This is a genomic window from Streptomyces sp. NPDC034099 (genome assembly GCF_055575415.1).
Genome location: NZ_JBVISR010000023.1, coordinates 36,315 through 53,839, shown reverse-complemented (window position 1 = coordinate 53,839; position 17,525 = coordinate 36,315). Strand labels below are relative to the sequence as shown.

At 74.0% G+C, this 17,525-nt stretch carries 14 protein-coding genes, 1 tRNA gene and 1 riboswitch; of the genes, 7 read left to right on the top strand and 8 right to left on the bottom strand.

What is annotated here, in order from left to right:
• Window positions 1-465: 465 nt before the first annotated feature.
• Window positions 466-2,583, bottom strand: coding sequence for an asparagine synthase-related protein (locus tag ACZ56V_RS37590; RefSeq protein ID WP_468948167.1), 2,118 nt, complete (start codon window positions 2,581-2,583; stop codon window positions 466-468).
• 713 nt (window positions 2,584-3,296) lie between these two features.
• On the opposite strand from ACZ56V_RS37590, the gene ACZ56V_RS37585 reads away from it, so the two are divergent.
• The gene (locus tag ACZ56V_RS37585) at window positions 3,297-4,718 is read left to right on the top strand and encodes an MFS transporter (RefSeq protein WP_356370229.1); all 1,422 of its coding nucleotides are present in this window, start codon (window positions 3,297-3,299) and stop codon (window positions 4,716-4,718) included.
• A gap of 76 nt (window positions 4,719-4,794) precedes the next feature.
• On the top strand, window positions 4,795-5,997 hold the full coding sequence (gene lhgO / locus ACZ56V_RS37580; RefSeq protein ID WP_468948165.1) for an L-2-hydroxyglutarate oxidase: 1,203 nt from the start codon (window positions 4,795-4,797) through the stop codon (window positions 5,995-5,997).
• Between the two features lie 21 nt (window positions 5,998-6,018).
• Here lhgO and ACZ56V_RS37575 read toward each other — a convergent pair whose 3' ends face one another.
• On the bottom strand, window positions 6,019-6,429 hold the full coding sequence (locus ACZ56V_RS37575) for a Dabb family protein (protein WP_398918674.1): 411 nt from the start codon (window positions 6,427-6,429) through the stop codon (window positions 6,019-6,021).
• 113 nt (window positions 6,430-6,542) lie between these two features.
• On the opposite strand from ACZ56V_RS37575, the gene trmB reads away from it, so the two are divergent.
• Together trmB and ACZ56V_RS37565 are read left to right on the top strand one after the other, a co-directional pair.
• Window positions 6,543-7,379, top strand: a complete 837-nt coding sequence (gene trmB, locus ACZ56V_RS37570) for a tRNA (guanosine(46)-N7)-methyltransferase TrmB (RefSeq protein ID WP_468948162.1) — start codon at window positions 6,543-6,545, stop codon at window positions 7,377-7,379.
• Between the two features lie 10 nt (window positions 7,380-7,389).
• On the top strand, window positions 7,390-8,796 hold the full coding sequence (locus ACZ56V_RS37565; protein WP_467378512.1) for a PrsW family intramembrane metalloprotease: 1,407 nt from the start codon (window positions 7,390-7,392) through the stop codon (window positions 8,794-8,796).
• A gap of 19 nt (window positions 8,797-8,815) precedes the next feature.
• On the opposite strand, the gene ACZ56V_RS37560 is transcribed toward ACZ56V_RS37565, so the two are convergent.
• From ACZ56V_RS37560 to ACZ56V_RS37540, 5 genes are all read right to left on the bottom strand, one after another.
• Window positions 8,816-9,760 carry an aldo/keto reductase gene (locus ACZ56V_RS37560; RefSeq protein ID WP_398918671.1) on the bottom strand — a complete coding sequence of 315 codons (945 nt, stop codon included), beginning with the start codon at window positions 9,758-9,760 and terminating at the stop codon, window positions 8,816-8,818.
• A gap of 138 nt (window positions 9,761-9,898) precedes the next feature.
• On the bottom strand, window positions 9,899-10,942 hold the full coding sequence (locus tag ACZ56V_RS37555) for a M23 family metallopeptidase (protein ID WP_468948159.1): 1,044 nt from the start codon (window positions 10,940-10,942) through the stop codon (window positions 9,899-9,901).
• 10 nt (window positions 10,943-10,952) lie between these two features.
• Window positions 10,953-11,110: riboswitch (cyclic di-AMP (ydaO/yuaA leader) on the bottom strand.
• A 224-nt stretch (window positions 11,111-11,334) separates the two neighbouring features.
• Window positions 11,335-12,570 (bottom strand): PP2C family protein-serine/threonine phosphatase, encoded by a 1,236-nt coding sequence (locus tag ACZ56V_RS37550; RefSeq protein WP_467378516.1) that lies wholly within the window; start codon window positions 12,568-12,570, stop codon window positions 11,335-11,337.
• A 171-nt stretch (window positions 12,571-12,741) separates the two neighbouring features.
• A tRNA-Met gene (locus tag ACZ56V_RS37545) sits at window positions 12,742-12,815 on the bottom strand.
• A 67-nt stretch (window positions 12,816-12,882) separates the two neighbouring features.
• The gene (locus ACZ56V_RS37540) at window positions 12,883-14,013 is read right to left on the bottom strand and encodes a dihydrofolate reductase family protein (protein ID WP_468948157.1); all 1,131 of its coding nucleotides are present in this window, start codon (window positions 14,011-14,013) and stop codon (window positions 12,883-12,885) included.
• Between the two features lie 166 nt (window positions 14,014-14,179).
• On the opposite strand from ACZ56V_RS37540, the gene ACZ56V_RS37535 reads away from it, so the two are divergent.
• The 3 genes from ACZ56V_RS37535 to ACZ56V_RS37525 all read left to right on the top strand — a co-directional run bounded on the left by ACZ56V_RS37535 (window position 14,180) and on the right by ACZ56V_RS37525 (window position 17,160).
• The gene (locus ACZ56V_RS37535) at window positions 14,180-14,836 is read left to right on the top strand and encodes a trimeric intracellular cation channel family protein (RefSeq protein ID WP_467378519.1); all 657 of its coding nucleotides are present in this window, start codon (window positions 14,180-14,182) and stop codon (window positions 14,834-14,836) included.
• Between the two features lie 24 nt (window positions 14,837-14,860).
• Complete coding sequence (locus tag ACZ56V_RS37530; protein WP_468948156.1) at window positions 14,861-16,126, top strand: M20 family metallopeptidase; 1,266 nt, start codon at window positions 14,861-14,863, stop codon at window positions 16,124-16,126.
• A 62-nt stretch (window positions 16,127-16,188) separates the two neighbouring features.
• Window positions 16,189-17,160 carry a MerR family transcriptional regulator gene (locus ACZ56V_RS37525; RefSeq protein ID WP_467378523.1) on the top strand — a complete coding sequence of 324 codons (972 nt, stop codon included), beginning with the start codon at window positions 16,189-16,191 and terminating at the stop codon, window positions 17,158-17,160.
• Here the strand turns inward: ACZ56V_RS37525 and ACZ56V_RS37520 are convergent.
• Window positions 17,141-17,524, bottom strand: a complete 384-nt coding sequence (locus ACZ56V_RS37520) for a hypothetical protein (RefSeq protein ID WP_468948154.1) — start codon at window positions 17,522-17,524, stop codon at window positions 17,141-17,143. The genes ACZ56V_RS37525 and ACZ56V_RS37520 overlap by 20 nt on opposite strands.
• Between the last annotated feature and the right edge of the window lies 1 nt (window position 17,525).

The window sequence follows — 17,525 nt, the reverse complement described above, 5'->3', positions numbered from 1 at the left end:
TCCGGGGGTCGTCCTCTTACCCGGCGGGCGTGTGCAGAGGGGTCCGCGTTGCCATGGGTCCCGGCGTCGGGGTGGGCGCGGGGGTGGGGTCGCAGCCCGGCGTTGCCGCCGCGCCCACCCGTGCCGCCTGGGGGCACCTCCCAGGCCGTTCAGGCACTGGGGGAGGCACGACTGCCCGCAGCTGGGGCGGGAGAGCCGCGTACGGCGGGACGGGCCCCGCAGGGATGGCGGCCCGCAGACGCGTACGGCGGGAAGGGGCCGTGTCGGGGGGTGTCCGCCCGCAGCGGTTGGCGCGTCAACGGAGTTCACTTCTGTGTCCGACCCATTCCGCGCCGTTCCGAGGACGGACACCCCCCGGCGCGGCCCCGACCCACCCACCGAACCCAAGGCGCTACGCGCACCCCCACCGAACCCGCACAGGCGCCGCAGGCACCCGCACCCCCGCTCAACCGCCGGAGGCACCCCTCAGACCCGCCGCGCGACCGTCCCGGCGCCGCCCAGCGCCCCCCGCTGCGGCGCGATGCCCGCGGGTACCGCGCGTTGGCGGGCCGGGGTGCCGGTCCAGCAGGTGCCGCGGCGGGCGAGGAGACGGCCGAGCCACAGCTCCAGCGAGACGAGGTCGGCCAGCCCGTCCAGCGGCAGCGGCTCACCCGCGGCCGCCGCCCGCACCGCCTTGCGCACGACCCGCGCCTCCACGAGCCCCGCCTCCGCGAGCAGCGGCGTGTCGAACAGCCCCAGCAGCGAGTCCGCGGCGACCCGCAGCCCCGTGCGTGCGGCGGAGGCAGCCACCGCCTGGGTGGGCGCCCCCCACCCGCTGGGCAGCTCGCTCACCCCCGCCCCCTCCAGCACCGTCCGCAGGATCGCCGCCCGCGCCCCCGGCTGCACCCGCAGCGCCTCCGGCAGGGCACGGCAGGCCCGGACGACCTGGTTGTCGAGGAACGGCGTGTGCAGCCGCTGGAAGCGGATCTCCGCGGCCTGCTCGAGGACCCGCACCTCCGCCGCCTGCCGCGCCAGCGCCGACCGCGCCCGGAAGTCCCCCGGCCGCTGCCCCGGACCCACCCCCGACCGCTGCGAGGACGTCTGGAGGCGAACCGATACTTCAGCCAGCGCCTCTCCGGTCAGCCACCGCGCCGCCGGCCCCGCCCCGGCCCAGGTCAGCGCGGCCAGCGAGGCGTCCATCGCCCCGTCGCCCGGCGTGTCGAAGCGTCTGCGCAGCAGCCGCTCGGCGAGCACCTCCAGGCCGCTCCGGTACGGCGTGCGCGCCAGCCGCCGCGCCGCCGCGTACACGCGCGCGGGAACCAGTACCGACCCGTCGGCCTTGGCGAGCGCGGCGACCGGCCGGACCAGGTGCCGCCGCTTGCGGTCCATGAGCAGATCGGCGAGGCGCGCCGGATGCGCGTCGAGGACCTGCCGCGCCCCGTACCCGGTGAAGTGGTCCGCGCTCCCCGCGGCCAGCCGCGCCCGGTGCCGCGCGGCGGCGACCAGGATGGAGCCCGGTTCGTCGGTCAGCGGCCCGTCGAGCGCGGTGAACGGCAGCATGTCCTCGCCGCCGGTGACCACCACGTGGTGCAGCCGCGGGTTGGCCGCCAGCGCGCCCGCCCGCGCCAGCTCGGGTTCCTGCCCGCCGACGGCGAGGTCGTTGAAGGTGACGGCCAGCAGCCGCTCCCCCGCCCCGGTGCCGTGTCCGAGCACGGTCCCCGGCATCCCCGGCAGCCCGGCCGCCAGCAGCGCCAGCGTGCCCGAGGCCGGCCCGCCGGACAGGTCGGCCCCGATCCCCGGCACCGGCATCCCGCGCGCCGCACGGCGCTCCGCGGGCCCCATGCCCGGGACCGGCCCGGGGTCGATGCCGTCCCCGGGGACGTGCCGGGGTGCGGCGAGCCGGGTGCGCACCGCCTCCACCAGGGCGTCCCGCACGCCGTCCACCGCGCGGCCGGGGTCCGCCGCGGGCGCCGCGACGGCGAGCGAGGCCACCGGCTCGTACCCCGCGATCTCCCGCGCCCCGGCGCGCAGGATCAGCGCATGCCCCGGCGGAACGCGCTTCACGCCGTCGTACGGGGTGGAGTCGTCCAGCGCGGCCGGCACGTCGGGCGTGGCGAGCAGCGCGGCGAGGTGGCCGAAGTCGAGGTTGGCCTCGACGAGGTCGGCGAGCGGCAGTGCGGCGGTCGCGTAGGCGGTGCCGCCCGCCCAGGGGGTGTGGAAGACCGGCCGCGCGCCCGCGAGGTCGCCGCAGACGGTGATCCGCCGCCCCACCTGGACGACGGCCGTGTAACTGCCGGGCCACGCCGTCAGGTGCCGGAGCGCGCCCCCGCGCGCGGCGAACAGCGCGACCCGCAACTGCTCGTCGCTCGCGCCGCAGATGCCGAGGACGGCGATCCGGGTCTGCGGGTCGGCGCTGACGACGCGCACCTCGTCGGGGCGCCAGTCGCCGACCGCCCACAGGGGATCCGGGTCGCCCCACAACGGCTGGGCGCCCACGGGCTGCACGGTCTCGCCGTCGTAGCCGGTGGCCCCCGCGGAACCGGCCGCCCCGGCGATCCCGGCTGCTCCCACGGCGGCGCTGCTCCACCCCACCAACCACCGCATCGACGCCTCCACAGGCTGGGGACAACCAGTGCACCGTACGAACTGGTTCCCCATGCTGCCATGAAGGGCGCGCCACAGAGCGACGGCGGAGCCGCATGTGCTCCCTGCGGGCGTTCTCGCGGAGACTCACACGAGAACGCCGGCTCCCTCGCACCGCCCCTCGGACACCGTCCGGGAGGAGGTGAAGACGACGCGAATGCGCCCCCGCAACGCGCCCCTTGGCTCCCCCACGCGCCCTCAACTGCCGTGGTGAGGGCGGTAGTACCCCGAAATCACCAGAGGTGATTTTCAGCCAAATCGGCGTCACGCAGTCGCACCCGAACACGCTCCGTACAAACCCTGCGCCCCGCTGGGCGGCATGCCGCCGGCGCGCGGTCCGGGGGACGGGACTCGCCCCCCGGACCGGTCCGCCGCCCGCGGGGATGTAGGCGGCGGTGTCCCCCAGCCCACTGGATCCAGTACAGCGGGCCGACCCACGCATCGCCCATGGAATCGCTCCCGCCGTGGCCGGAGAAGAGCGCACGCACGGGCGCACGGCCACACATCGGGAGCACGCGGCAACAGACCGTACATACACCGCACTTGAGTACGGACCACAATCCCGCCATCCGGAACAATGCCTCTTAACGCCTGGGATGCGGCGAACTACGCTGGGTTTACGAATGCCGCGTGGTTATGCCAGCGCGGCAGCCGTCTGTGTCGAGGGGTGGCGCATGTCCAGGGAGCAACGCGGGCCGAACGAAAAGCTCGGCACCGTTCTCGCCCTCGCGGGAATCAGCAACGCAGGACTCGCCCGGCGCGTCAACGACCTCGGCGCCCAGCGCGGGTTGACACTTCGCTACGACAAGACGTCGGTGGCGCGCTGGGTGTCGAAGGGCATGGTGCCGCAGGGCGCGGCGCCGCACCTCATCGCCGCCGCCATCGGCCAGAAGCTCGGCCGCCCGGTGCCGCTCCACGAGATCGGCCTGGCGGACGCGGACCCCGCCCCCGAAGTGGGCCTCGCCTTCCCCCGGGACGTCGGCCAGGCGGTCAGGTCCGCCACCGAGCTGTACCGTCTCGACCTCGCCGGCCGCCGGGCCGGCGGCGGCATCTGGCAGTCGCTCGCCGGGTCGTTCGCGGTGAGCGCCTACGCGACGCCCGCCTCACGATGGCTGATAACCCCGGCCGACAGCTCGGTGGCGCGCGAGGTGGGCCCGGCCGAGGGCTCCGGCGCACCGCTCAAAGTCGGCCACAGTGACGTGCAGAAGCTGCGCGAGGCCGCCGAGGACGCCAGACGCTGGGACTCCAAGTACGGCGGCGGCGACTGGCGTTCGTCGATGGTCCCCGAGTGCTTACGCGTCGAGGCGGCGCCGCTGCTCCTCGGCTCCTACTCCGACGAGGTCGGCCGCGCCCTGTTCGGCGCCTCGGCCGAACTGACCCGCCTGGCCGGGTGGATGGCCTTCGACACCGGCCAGCAGGAGGCCGCCCAGCGGTACTACATCCAGGCCCTGCGCCTGGCCCGCGCGGCGGCCGACGTCCCGCTCGGCGGCTACGTGCTGGCCTCCATGTCCCTCCAGGCGACCTACCGCGGCTTCGGCGACGAGGGCGTGGACCTCGCCCAGGCCGCCCTCGAACGCAACCGCGGCCTGGCCACGGCCCGCACCATGAGCTTCTTCCGGCTGGTGGAGGCGCGGGCCCACGCGCGCGCGGGCGACGCGGTGGCGGCCGGGGCCGCCCTGAAGGCCGCCGAGAGCTGGCTGGAGCGCGCCCGCCCGGGCGACAGCGACCCCTCGTGGCTGGGTTTCTACTCCTACGACCGGTTCGCCGCCGACGCGGCCGAGTGCTACCGCGACCTGAAGGCACCACGCCAGGTCCGCCGCTTCACCGAGCAGGCGCTGTCGCAACCGACGGAGGAGTTCGTACGCTCGCACGGCCTCCGGCTCGTCGTCTCGGCGGTGGCCGAGCTTGAGTCGGGCAATCTGGACGCGGCCTGCGAGCAGGGCGTGCGGGCGGTGGAGGTGGCCGGCCGCATCTCCTCGGCCCGCACCACCGAGTACGTGAAGGACCTCCTGCACCGCCTGGAGCCGTACGGCGACGAGCCGCGCGTGGTGGAGCTGCGCGAGCGCGCCCGCCCCCTGCTGGTGACTCCGGCCTGACGGACCGCCCGCTTCCGGGTTTGAAGGCATTGTCAGTGGCGCAGTGCACTATCGAAGTCGGGAGGTGGACCGGGACATGGAACAGGCGTTCGACTGTGAGGTGCTGGTGATCGGCGGCGGGATCGTCGGCCTGTCCACGGCGTACGCGATCACGCGCGCCGCCCCGGGCACCCGCGTCACGGTCCTGGAGAAGGAGCCGGGCCCCGCCCGCCACCAGACGGGCCGCAACAGCGGGGTCATCCACAGCGGTGTCTACTACCGCCCGGGTTCCCTGAAGGCGCGCTACGCGGTCCGGGGCGCCGCCGAGATGGTCAAGTTCTGCGCCGAGTACGGCATCGCCCACGCCGTCACCGGCAAGCTGATCGTGGCCACCGACCGCGCCGAGCTGCCCCGCCTGCACGCCCTCGTCCAGCGCGGCCGGGAGAACGGCATACCGGTGCGCGAGCTGAGCGGCGCCCAGATCCAGGAGTACGAGCCCGAGGTCCGGGGCCTGGCCGCCATACACGTCGGCACCACCGGCATCTGCGACTACGGCGCCGTGGCCCGGCAGCTCGCCCGCGCGTCCGGGGCGGAGATCCGCTACGGCGCCGAGGTATACCGCATCGACCGGCGCCCCGGTCTGGGGGTCGCCGTCCGCACCCGCGCGGGGCACGTGCTCCGCGCCCGGGTCCTGGTCAACTGCGGGGGGTTGCACTGCGACGAGATCGCCCGGCTGACCGGGGACGACCCCGGCATGCGGATCGTCCCCTTCCGGGGCGAGTACTACGAGCTGGCGCGACCGGAGCTGGTACGGGGCCTGGTGTACCCGGTGCCGGACCCGGCGTTCCCGTTCCTCGGGGTGCATCTGACCCGGGGCATCGACGGCGGCGTGCACGTCGGGCCGAACGCGGTGCCGGCACTGGCGCGCGAGGGCTACGGCTGGGGCGTGGTGCGCCCCCGTGAGCTGGGCGCGACGCTGGCCTGGCCGGGTTCGTGGCGGATAGCCCGGCGGCACTGGAGGTACGGCGCGGGCGAGCTGCGGCGGTCGCTGTCCAGGACCGCGTTCACGACGGCGGTCCGCAGGCTGCTGCCGGCGGTGACGGAAGGCGACCTGGTCGCCGCCCCGGCCGGGGTGCGGGCGCAGGCGGTGCTGGCCGACGGCACCCTGGTGGACGACTTCCTGATCAAGGAGGGCGCCCACGCGGTGCACGTCCTGAACGCGCCGTCGCCCGCGGCGACCGCGTCCTTGCCCATCGGCCGGGAGGTGGCACGCCGGGCGCTGGCGATGCTGGCGGACTAGGGCACCTCAGGCGCCCTCTCCCTAGTCCCGCCCGGGCGCGCTGCTGCCCTGGTACGAGCCGAGGCCCTCGATCAAGGCCACCAGGGCCGGGTCCCCCGCGAAGCGCTCGGCGTGGATCTGCCGGATGAGTTCGCCCGTGGCCGGGTCCTCGCCGTCGGTCAGGTCGTGCGAGACCATGTGCCGCACCAGCGGCAGCCCGATCTCGTCGACCCGCCGGTGCAGCGGAGCGAGCATGTACGCCCGGTAGGCCGCGATGTCCTCGACCGCGAACATCGCGCCGTAGTCGAAGTCACCGCCCACGTCCCGCCCGACCGCCCAGTACGAGACGGCGTCGATCTCACGCCCCATCCTGCGGAGCATCCCGAGCGCCTCCTCGACCTTGTCCTGCGGCGCGTCGGGGCGCATGGCGAGGCGGATCTGGTGGTGAATCACGGCGTCTCTCCTCCACGGTACGGCGAATGACTTCATGCTATCGCTTGAGTTATAGACTCTAACTAGCCCGATAGGTCATCGCAACCGCGTGCGCGGACTAAAATCGACGCATTGTGTCTGACTTCCACCACACCCCCGAGGCCGAAGACGCTTCCCCGCACGCGGCCGGGACCTCCCTGCGCCACGTCCGCGCCAAGGGCGAGCCCCGTTTCCCCGACGGCCCGAAGGCCGATCCCGCCGGGTCGCACTTCGAGCGGCGGATCCGGAGTTTCCAGCCCCGGCGGAGCCGGGTGACCACCGGGCAGGCGGACGCGTTGCAACGGCTGTGGCCCGTGTGGGGGCTGGACATCGACGGACAGCGACTCATCGACCTCGCCGAACTCTTCGGCAACGACCGCCCCGTGGTCCTGGAGATCGGCTTCGGCATGGGCGAGGCCACCGCCCGGATGGCCGCCGACGACCCGGGCACCAACATCCTCGCCGTCGACGTCCACACCCCCGGCCAGGGAAACCTGCTCGGTCTCGCGGAGCGGAAGGGGCTGTCCAACATCCGGGTGGGCAACGGCGACGCGATCATCCTGCTGCGCGAGATGCTCGCCCCCGACTCCCTCGCCGGGCTGCGCGTCTACTTCCCCGACCCGTGGCCCAAGAAGCGGCACCACAAGCGGCGGCTGATCCAGCCGGAGTTCCTGTCCCTGGCCGCCGCCCGGCTCGCCCCCGGGGCCGTCGTGCACTGCGCCACCGACTGGGAGCCGTACGCCGAGCAGATGCTCGAGGTGCTCACCGCGCACCCCGGCTTCGAGAACACCGTGCCCGGCGGTGGATTCGCGCCACGTCCCGAACACCGGCCGCTGACCCGTTTCGAGGGCCAGGGACTGGACAAGGGACATGTGGTGAACGACCTGCTCTTCCGTCGCGTACAGCACAAGGAGCTGCCCCCCACCGGTTAGGGTCCATGCCGTGGCCACCTGTCCCCCGCACCCGACCCGTGCGCACCGGCATACGCACTGGTGGCAGCGCACCTGGGTCCGTTACGGCGCGCTGATCACCCTGCTCGCGCTCTCCGGGCTGGTGATCCTGGCCCTGGTGCGCGAACAGACCGGCACGCAGGGCTTCCTGGTGGGACTGGGCCTGGCGGTACTGCCCGTGCCGCTGCTCATAGCCGCGTTCCGCTGGCTGGACCGGGTGGACCCCGGCCCCTGGCGGAACCTGCTCTTCTGCTTCGCCTGGGGGGCCTGCGCGGCGGCGCTGATAGCGATCGTCGCCAACAGCTTCGCGACCCGCTGGATAGCGACCGCGACCGCCGACCCGGCCGGCGCGGACACCCTGGGCGCCACCGTGATAGCGCCGGTCGTCGAGGAGTCCGCCAAGGCGGCCGCCGTCCTCCTGGTCTTCCTCTTCCGCAGACGGGACTTCACCGGCATCGTCGACGGCGTCGTCGTCGCCGGGGTCACCGCCACCGGCTTCGCCTTCACCGAGAACATCCTGTACCTGGGCACCGCCTTCGGCACCGACCAGCTCACCGGCGACAGCGGCATCGCCTCCGTCACCGCGGCGACCTTCTTCGTGCGGGTCGTGCTGTCGCCGTTCGCGCACCCCCTGTTCACCGTCCTCACCGGCATCGGCTTCGGCATCGCCGCGCTCTCGGCGGGCCGGCACCGCCTGCGCCGGTCCCTGCTCCCCCTGGCCGGGCTGCTGCTGGCGATGGGCATGCACGCCCTGTGGAACGGCTCGGCCGCCTTCGGGGAGTACGGCTTCTTCGCCGTGTACGCGGCGTTCATGGTGCCGTCCTTCGGCCTGCTGACCTGGCTGGTGATCTGGACCAGGCAGCGCGAACTGCGCACCGTACGGGCGGAACTGCCCGCGTACGTCGTCGCCGGATGGCTCACGCCCGCGGAGCCGTACGCGCTCGGCTCGATGCGGGCCCGCCGGATCGCCCGGCAGTACGCCCGCCGGCACGCCGGGAAGGAAGGAGCGCGGGCGGTGGCGCGGTACGAGGCCTGCGCGACCTCGGTGGCGTTCCTCAGGCAGCGCGGGCGCCGGGGCAGGGCGGGCGCCGACTTCACCGTGCGGGAGCGGGCGCTGCTGGAGGCCCTGTGGCACCTGCGGGACGTGGCCCGCCCGGCGCTGGACTACGCGGCCCGGGCCACGGCCCCGCCGCCGCCCGTGCCGCGACCGGTGCCGCCGTGGGTGTACCCGTACGGCGGGGGGCACCCCGGGTACGCCCCCCGGACCGCGCCCGCTCCGTACGCCCCGCACATCCCGTACCCGCCCCACACCCCCTACGGACCGCAGGCGCCTCTCGTCCCGTACGGGCCGCACCCCCCGTACGCCCCGTACGCGCCACCCGGCCCGCACCGGCCGTAGGTCCGCGCCGTCCGTCCGCTCAGGCGGACGCCCGCGTCAGCCGCCCGACCTCGTCCTCCGTCAGGCTCAGCTCGGCCACGCCCAGCAGGGCCGGCAGCTGCTCCACCGTGCGCGCGGACGCGATCGGCGCCGCCACCGTCGGCTGGGCGGCCAGCCAGGCGAGCGCCACCGTGGCGACGGGAGCGTCGTGGGCCTCGGCGATCTCGTCCAGGGCGGCCAGCACCCGGCGCCCCCGTTCGGTCTCCAGGTGCTTGGCCGCACCGCCCGCCCGCGGGCTGTCCACGGCGGTGCCCGGCCGGTACTTGCCGGTGAGGAAGCCGGCCGCGAGGGCGTAGTACGGCACGGCGGCGAGACCGGCCTGCTCGGCGAGGTCGCGCAGCTCGCCCTCGTAGGTGTCGCGGGAGACCAGGTTGTAGTGCGGCTGGAGGGCGACGTACCGGGCGAGGCCCTCGCGGTCGGAGAACTCCAGGGACGCCGCGAGCCGCTCGGCGGAGATGTTGGAGGCGGCGATGTGCCGCACCTTGCCGGCCTTCACCAGCTCGTCGAGCGCGCCGATGATCTCCTCGACCGGCACCTCGGGCTTGTCGAAGTGGGTGTAGTAGAGGTCGATGTGGTCGGTGCCCAGGCGGCGCAGCGAGGCGTCGGCCGCGGCCTTGATGTTCGCGGCGGACAGCCCCGGGTACTCGGGGTGCTGGCTGACCTTGGTGGCGAGGACGACGTCGTCACGGTTGCCGCGGGCCGCGAACCACTGGCCGAGGACGGTCTCGGACTCGCCGCCGCTGTTGCCGTCGACCCAGGCGGAGTAGGAGTCGGCGGTGTCGACGAAATTGCCTCCGGCCGCCGTGTAGGCGTCCAGGACGGCGAAGGACCGGTCCCGGTCGGCGGTCCAGCCGAAGACGTTGCCGCCCAGGGCGAGGGGGAAGACCTTGAGGTCGGAGGAACCGAGTGTGCGCAGAGAAGTCATGTAAGGCGTCAACGACCGCACCGCGGCAGGCCATTCCGGCATACACGCAAAAATCCCGCAAACCGGCAGTCCTGACGTCGGGGGGTTGCCGTCAGGACCGCCGGAGGATCAGCGGGATGGATCAGGGGGCGGAGCGGATCAGGGCGTGAGCCCCTTGCTCTGGAGCCAGGCCATCGGGTCGATGCCCGAGCCGCCGGCGGTGTGGACCTCCAGGTGGAGGTGGGCGCCGGTGACGTTGCCGGTGGCGCCGACGCGGCCGATGACGTCACCGGTGGTGACCTTCTGGCCGACGCTGACGTTGATGGACGACTGGTGCGCGTACCAGAGTTCGGTGCCGTCGTCGAGGGTGAGCACGGTCTTGTAGCCGTACGAGCCGTCCCAGCCGGCCGACGTGATCGTGCCGCTGTGCACCGCCTTGAGCAGCGTGCCCGTGGGGGCGGCGAAGTCGAGGCCGGTGTGGTGGCCGGAGGCCCACAGCGAGCCGGCCTGGTTGAACGTGGAGGAGATCGTGTACGAGGAGGTCGGCAGCGTGTACTGCTTGGCCAGCTTCGCGAGCCGCTCGGCCTCGGCCTTCTTCGCGGCCTCCTCCTCCGCCTTCTTCTTGGCGGCGGCGGCCTTCTCCTGGGCTTCCTTCTCCGCCTTGGCGGCGGCTTCCGCGGCCTTCTTCTCGGCGGCGGCCCGTGCCTCGGCGGCGGCCTTCGTCTCGACCTGCGCCTGCTGCTGCTCGGCCTGCGCCATGATCCGGGCCCGCAGCGACTCACCGGCGTCGGCGGCGCCGGCGCCCTCCGCGCTGTCGGCGGCGACGGCCTGGGTGACGCCGCTGAGCGGGGTGACGGAACCCTCGGGCTCCGACGCCTCGTCGTCTCCGGGCAGGAGCGAGCCGACGTTCGGCAGGTCCGGCATGGCGATGGACACCGGCGGCTTGCCGGTCTGCGCGCTGGCCATACCGCCCGCGCCGACGGCGGCTATGACCCCGACGCCGAGGACGGTGGAGCTGCGGGCGAGCCCGCCGCGCTGCTTGGCGACGCGGTGCCGGCCGCGTACGGGGCGGATGGATTCCGCGGTGGGATTCCACTCCTCCCAGGGACCCTCTTCGGCGCGGGGGGCGTCGTAGCCGAAGGTGTCGGTGTCGTGCCCGGCGGGCACGAACGGGGCCTCGGGGGCAGGCCGGTTGGACGCCACGTGGGCGTACTCCTTTCCTTCCTTCCGCCTACCGGGTTAGCTGACGGGTTCGGAGCAGGAAGGTCTCCTACGGGTGTGCGCCGACCGTGCGGACACGGCGACATACGCCCGATTCACCCCAATGTGGTGGTTCCCCGGTTCCCTTGCGGGATTCGGCGCGTGCGCACGGAGCCGCCTTCTGTGACGGCTGGGACGACCGCGCTGCGTTATCGAACGTTAATAGACGCGGGGCTCTGTTTCCAAGCCGTTCCTCTTGATCGTTAACGGAAACGGCCGGGACGTACGCCTCACGATCGGTGAAAACCGGGCGAGTTGACCCCGTCTCAGTATTCCCTTTCACGCCACGTTGTTCTGACGGTGCATCAGTTGTTATGCGGAGGGGGTTCGCACTGTCACGGCTCGTGACAATGATCATGATCACCGCGCCGGGGCCTCCGTACGGCGAGCAGCGCCATGTCGTCCGCCATGCCGCCCCCGGAGTGCCTGCGCACCTCCTCGGCGAGGGTGTCGAGCAGGGTCGCCGGATGCCGGAAGACCCGGCCGGCCAGCCGGGCCTGCGGATCGTAGAACTCGCCCTGCGCGTCCCGGGCTTCGGTCAGTCCGTCGGTGTAGAGCAGCAGCGTGGCCCCGCCGGGAAAGGCCACCTCCTCCGCCCGGTCGGGCCACACGCCCAGCTCTCCCATGCCGAGCGGCAGCGCCGGCTCGCGGGCGGGCAGCGGGCCGAGGGTGCCGTCGGCGTAGAGCAGCAGGGGCGGCGGATGACCGCGGTTGACGATGCGGACCGTCCCCCCGCCGTGCGGGACTTCGGCGAGTACGGCGGTGGTGAAGCCCTCGAAGGCGTCCAGTCCGTCGCGCCGGGTGCCCTCGCGCGCCAGCGCCCGCTCCAGCCGCTGCGCCACCGCCTCCAGGGTCGCCTCCTGCTCGGCGGCCTCCCGGAAGGCACCGATCACGACGGCGACGGCGGCCACCGCGCCCATGCCCTTGCCGCGCACGTCCCCGACGATGAGCCGGACACCGCGGGCGCTGTCCTGCACCGCGTACAGGTCGCCGCCGATGAAGGCGTCCGCCTGCGCGGCCTCGTAGCAGACGGCGACCTCGAAGCCCGCGATCCGCTCGGCGGGCTGGGGCAGCACGGCGCGCTGGGCGGCCTCGGCGATCTCGCGGACGGAGACGAGGCGCTCGCTGCTGCGCCGGACCATGCCGTTCACGAGGACGGCGAGCGCGGCGACCGTCGCGATGGTGATCAGCTCGGTGAGGGAGTCGACGTAGTGGATGACGCCCTTGCCGAGTTGCAGCCCGATGACCGCGGCGACCACGGCGACGCCGGTGAGCGCCGTGCCGCGCCGTGAGTAGAGGGGGGCGGCGATCAGGGGCGCGGCCGTGTAGAGGGGACCGGCGGTGAAGTACCTCGGGGTGAAGATGTCGTACAGGATGGCGACGACGATCAGCAGCACGGGGAGCGCGTGCACGAAGGTGCGCCCGTACCCGGTCCGCCGGCGCGGCGGTGGGGCCGGGGCCGTGAGGGGCCGCGGCTCGTCGCCGAGGCCCGGGTCGGGCACGGGATCGCCGGGGAGCCGGCCGCCGGCTCTGGCGTACGCTCCCTCGTCGTCCACGTCACCTGGCCGCACCACTCGTCTCCCGCCGCCCCGCACGTCCGCGCCGCTTGCCGTCCCGGTCTCCAGGTTTCCGGGAGCGGGGGCGGGCGGCGAGCGGTGAGGGGCCGACCGGATGACACGGAGCGCCATGGTGAGACGCACCGAGGGCCGGAACCCTTTCGGATTCCGGCCCTCGGCCTTCAGTAGCGGGGACAGGATTTGAACCTGCGACCTCTGGGTTATGAGCCCAGCGAGCTACCGAGCTGCTCCACCCCGCGTCGTTGTGTTCACCACTGTACGTCATCCGGGGACCGGAATGCACATCGGTGTCTCCCGCCCGGCTCCCTACCCCTCCAGATGGCGGTTCGGCGCCTTCGCCCGCTCCGCGTACTCGGCCAGTACGACGACGGCGGCTCCCCCCGCGGCGAGCACCCCGCTCCCGTCCGCCCCCGCCACGAAGGTGTCCGGCTCCCGCCAGGCCGTGACGACCCGGCGCACCCCGGCGTCGAGGATCAGCCGGGCGCAGGGGGCGGGCCGGGAGGCGCGGCGGGCACAGGGCTCCAGGCTGCTGTACACGGTGGCGCCCGCGAGCCGCCGGTCGGCGGGACCGACCTTGGCGAGCGCGGCCTCCTCGGCGTGCACGACCGGATCACCGCCCTCCCGGGAGTACCCCCGCGCCAGCTCGCTCCCGTCGGCGGCGACCACGACCGCCCCCACGCTGAAGGCGGTGTCCGACGGCGGACACAGCTCGGCCAGCTCGCAGGCGAGCGCCAGCCAGTGCCGGTCGGCGGCGGCGACCCGGTCGCCGGTGCCGGGGGCGGTGGGCCGGTACCGCATCAGTACGACGTCCTCGATCCGCCGCGTCTCGACCAGCGCGAGCCGCCCGCCCCGGTAGGCGCCGGGTCCGAACAGCCGGGGCGCGGCGGGGTCCCCGACCAGGAGGGGCGCGAGGACGAGGTGCAGCTCGTCGGCGAGCTCCTGCTGGAGCAGCTGGGTGTGCACGGTCCCGCCCCCTTCGACCATGAGCCGCCGCACCCCGCGCCGGTCGTGCAGGTACTCCAGCGCCGCACGCCAGTCGAGCACCGGGCCCAGCGGCACGACATCGGCACCGATCCCGAGCGCGCGGGCCCGCCGGGCACCGTCGTCCGTGGTCAGCAGCAGCTTCTCCCCGCCCGTGTGCCAGAACCGCGCCGCCGGGTCCAGCTCGCCGCCGCCGCTGACGGTGACCTTGAGCGGGTACTCCGCCCTTCCGGCCGCGGTGCGGGCCGCCCGCCGCTCGGCCGAGTTCACCAGCAGCCGCGGATTGTCGGCCCGGATCGTCCCGGCCCCGACCAGGATCGCGTCCACGGAGGCCCGCACCTCGTCGACCCGGTCGAAGTCGGCGGGGCTCGACAGGAGGAGCCGGTCTGGGCCGGTGTCGTCCAGGTAGCCGTCCAGGGAGACGGCGGCGGAGAGGAGGACGTGGGGGAGGGGCATGGGCGGCACTCCGGTGTACGGACGGACGGACGGACGGGCTGGGCGTGGAGTGCCGCCATTGTCGGACATGGCCGGCGAGGGGTCCTTCGGCGTGGCGCGGACGCCGCGGCCGACGGGGACGAGCCCCTCCGGCTGACCGACCCGGCACCGGGGTACCCGGCGCCGCATGAGCACCGAACCCGCGCCGCTGCTCGCGCTGGATCTCACCGGCACGTTCGCGTTCGGGCTGAACGGGGCACTGACCGCGGTGCGTGCCGCGCGGCTGGACGTGGTCGGCGTGGTGGTGCTCGGGATGATCACCGCGCTGGGTGGCGGATTCATCCGTGATGTCCTGATCGACTCGCTGCCGCCCGCCACGCTCCTCGACTGGCGTTACTACACGCTGGCCGCCGTGGGTGGCCTGATCGCCTTCGCCGTCAGCAGGCACCTGCGCCGACTCGAACCGGCCATCACCGTGCTCGACGCGGTCGGTCTGAGCACCTTCGCGGTGATCGGCGCGAGCAAGGCCCTGGACGCCGGGCTGGGCGTCGTACCCGCGATGCTGCTGGGCGTGATCACCGCGGTGGGCGGAGGGACGATCCGCGACCTCCTCGTCGGCCGGATCCCGACGGTGCTGCGCACCGGCCTGTACGCCCTCCCCGCCCTGGCGGGCGCGGCGGTGACGGTCGCGACCACCGAGGCGGGGCTGTACGGCCTCCCGGCGGCGCTCGGGGCGGCGGCGGTCTGCTTCCTGATCCGCATGCTCGGACTGCACTTCGGCCTCAACGCGCCCGAACCCCCCGAGACGCGTCCGTCCGGTGGCCGAACCCGGGACCGTCAGTAGCCTCGATGGCATGGAGCAGCTTCGATGAGTGGCACCGCCCGGGCCGTCCTGGCCGGCCTCGACGCCGTCCGTCCCGGCCTGGAGGACCTCTACCGGGACCTGCACCGGCACCCCGAACTCGGCCTGCGCGAGCACCGTACGGCGAAGAAGGCGGCGGACGCCCTGCGGCAGAGCGGCTACGACGTCACCGAGGGCGTCGGCGGCACCGGCGTGATCGGGGTCCTCGCGAACGGGGACGGCCCGGTCGTCATGGCCCGCGCCGACATGGACGCCCTCCCGGTGCGGGAGCGGACCGGTCTCCCGTACGCCTCCACCGAGACGGTGACCGACGAGGACGCCCGGGAACAGCCGGTGATGCACGCCTGCGGCCACGACGTGCATGTGACCTGCCTGATCGGGTGCGCGCGGCTGATGGCCGAGCACCGGGACGCCTGGCGTGGGACCTTCGTGGCGCTCTTCCAGCCCTCGGAGGAGAACGGCGCGGGGGCCGCGGCCATGGTCGAGGACGGACTCACCGACACGTCGCCCCGCCCCGAGGTGGTGCTCGCCCAGCACGTCCTGCCGTACCCCGCCGGTTACGTCGGCACCCGTGCGGGCTCCTTCCTGTCCGCCGCGGACAGCTTCCGCGTCACCGTCCACGGCCGGGGCGCGCACGGCTCGGCGCCCCAGGCGTCGGTCGACCCCGTGGTGATCGCGGCCTCGATCGTCGTACGCCTCCAGACCGTCGTCTCCCGGGAACTGGCCGCCACCACGCCCGCCGTGGTGACCGTGGGCAGCATCCACGCGGGCAGCGGCCCCAACGTCATCCCCGACCGGGCCGTCCTCGAGATCAACGTCCGCACGTACGACGACGCCACCCGCACCCAGGTCCTGGACGCGGTCAAGCGCATCGTCCGGGCCGAGTGCGAGGCGTCCCGCTCCCCCGAGGAACCCGAGTTCGAGCGGCTCTCGTCCTTCCCGCCCACCGTCAACGACGAGGAGCCGACCCGGCGGGTCGCGGAGGCGTTCGCCGGGTACTTCGGCGACGACGCCCACACCGTGGACCTGCAGACCGCCAGCGAGGACATGAGCGAGATCCCGCAGGCCTTCGGGGTGCCGTTCACGTACTGGGCGATCGGCGGCACCGACCCGGACCGCTACGCCGAGGCCGCCAGGAACGGGACCGTGGCCCGGGACATCCCGGTCAACCACAGCGCCGCGTTCGCGCCGGTGATCCAGCCGACCCTGGACACGGGTGTGAGCGCGCTGACGGTGGCCACGCTGGCCTGGCTCGGCGACCGGGCCGCGTAGAAAGTCGCGGGCGCCCCGAGCGCCTTGACTCTCCAGTGGCTGGAGACCGGAGAGTGTGCCCCATGAACGGCGCGACGCCCCTGCACGCGAGGTACTCGATCGGTGAGCTGTCGGCCCGTACCGGCGTTCCCGTCCGGACGATCCGGTTCTACTCGGACACCGGACTGCTGCCGCCCACGGACCGCACCCCGGCCGGATACCGCCGCTACGACGACGCGGCCCTCGACCGGCTTCACCTCATCGGCGTCCTGCGGGAGCTGGACGTCGACCTCGCCACGGTCCGCCGCGTCCTGAACGGCGGCCTCTCCGTCGCCGAGGTCGCCGCCGCGCACGCCGACGCCACCGCCCTCCAGATCCGCGCCCTGCGGCTGCGCCACAGCATGCTGCGGCTCGTCGCCCGGCGCGACCCCAGTCCCGAGGAGACCGTTCTCATGCACCGGCTCACCCGGCTCACCGCCGACGAACGACGGCACCTGGTGGCCGACTTCATCGCCGGCCTCGGCGCCGACACGCCCCGGTCCCGCGACGCTGCCGCCGTCCTGCGTACGGCTCTGCCCGACCTTCCCGACGAGCCCTCCGACGCCCGGCTCGCCGCATGGGTGGAGCTGGCCGAACTCATCGCCGACGACGACTTCCGCGCGCGCATCGCGGACGCGGCGTTCCCGCCCGCCGACGAGGACGCGCTGCCGGGGGTGGCCTCCGAGCAGGCGGCCGAGCTCGTCCCCTTCGTCAGAGGGGCCGTCGCCGACGCGAGGGAGGCGGGCATCGATCCGGCGGCCGCCGACGCCGGATCGGTGGTCGACGCCGTCGCGGAGCGCTTCGCCGCCGTACTCGGCCGCGCCGACGGGCCGGAGCTGCGGGAGTGGATGGCGGGGCGTTTCGAGGCGGGCCACGACCCGCTCGTCGAGCGGTACTGGCGCCTGGTCTGGGCGGTCAACGACTGGCAGGTGATCCCGGGTCATCTGCCCTTCCAGCCCTGGATGGTCACGGCACTGCGCCGGTCCGGCGGCCGGTTCAGCCCCAGTCGCCGTTGACCCACGCGAGCAGGCGGGCGCGCTTCGTGGAGGAGCAGAACGTGTGGTCCGCGCCGGACGTGGGGTACGTCCCGGAGCCGTACCGCGCCTCGTACTCCTGGTCGCCGGGGCCGTACTCGCCGTCGCGGCGGCCGTCCAGGTCGTCGGCCCAGTCGAGGAGGCCGAAGTCGAGGCCGAGGTTCTCGAAGTAGCGGCCGGGGTCGGCCGGTTCCACCGGGGCGGGGCGATCGTCCGACGCGGCGGCGGGCCCCTCCTCCAGGCAGCCGTCGGACCGCACCGGCTGACCGAGCCACCACCCGGCCAGGAACACGGCGTACAGGAAGGTGACGACGCCGAGGCGGCGCGGGGTGATCCAGGCGGGCATC

Bases quoted from the DNA above. Each gene is read 5' to 3' on its own strand.
- ACZ56V_RS37590 (WP_468948167.1), bottom strand. From the start codon at position 2,583: ATGCGGTGGTTGGTGGGGTGGAGCAGCGCCGCCGTGGGAGCAGCCGGG.
- ACZ56V_RS37585 (WP_356370229.1), top strand. From the start codon at position 3,297: ATGTCCAGGGAGCAACGCGGGCCGAACGAAAAGCTCGGCACCGTTCTC.
- lhgO (WP_468948165.1), top strand. From the start codon at position 4,795: ATGGAACAGGCGTTCGACTGTGAGGTGCTGGTGATCGGCGGCGGGATC.
- ACZ56V_RS37560 (WP_398918671.1), bottom strand. From the start codon at position 9,760: ATGACTTCTCTGCGCACACTCGGTTCCTCCGACCTCAAGGTCTTCCCC.
- ACZ56V_RS37540 (WP_468948157.1), bottom strand. From the start codon at position 14,013: ATGCCCCTCCCCCACGTCCTCCTCTCCGCCGCCGTCTCCCTGGACGGC.
- ACZ56V_RS37535 (WP_467378519.1), top strand. From the start codon at position 14,180: ATGAGCACCGAACCCGCGCCGCTGCTCGCGCTGGATCTCACCGGCACG.
- ACZ56V_RS37530 (WP_468948156.1), top strand. From the start codon at position 14,861: ATGAGTGGCACCGCCCGGGCCGTCCTGGCCGGCCTCGACGCCGTCCGT.
- ACZ56V_RS37525 (WP_467378523.1), top strand. From the start codon at position 16,189: ATGAACGGCGCGACGCCCCTGCACGCGAGGTACTCGATCGGTGAGCTG.
- ACZ56V_RS37520 (WP_468948154.1), bottom strand. From the start codon at position 17,524: ATGCCCGCCTGGATCACCCCGCGCCGCCTCGGCGTCGTCACCTTCCTG.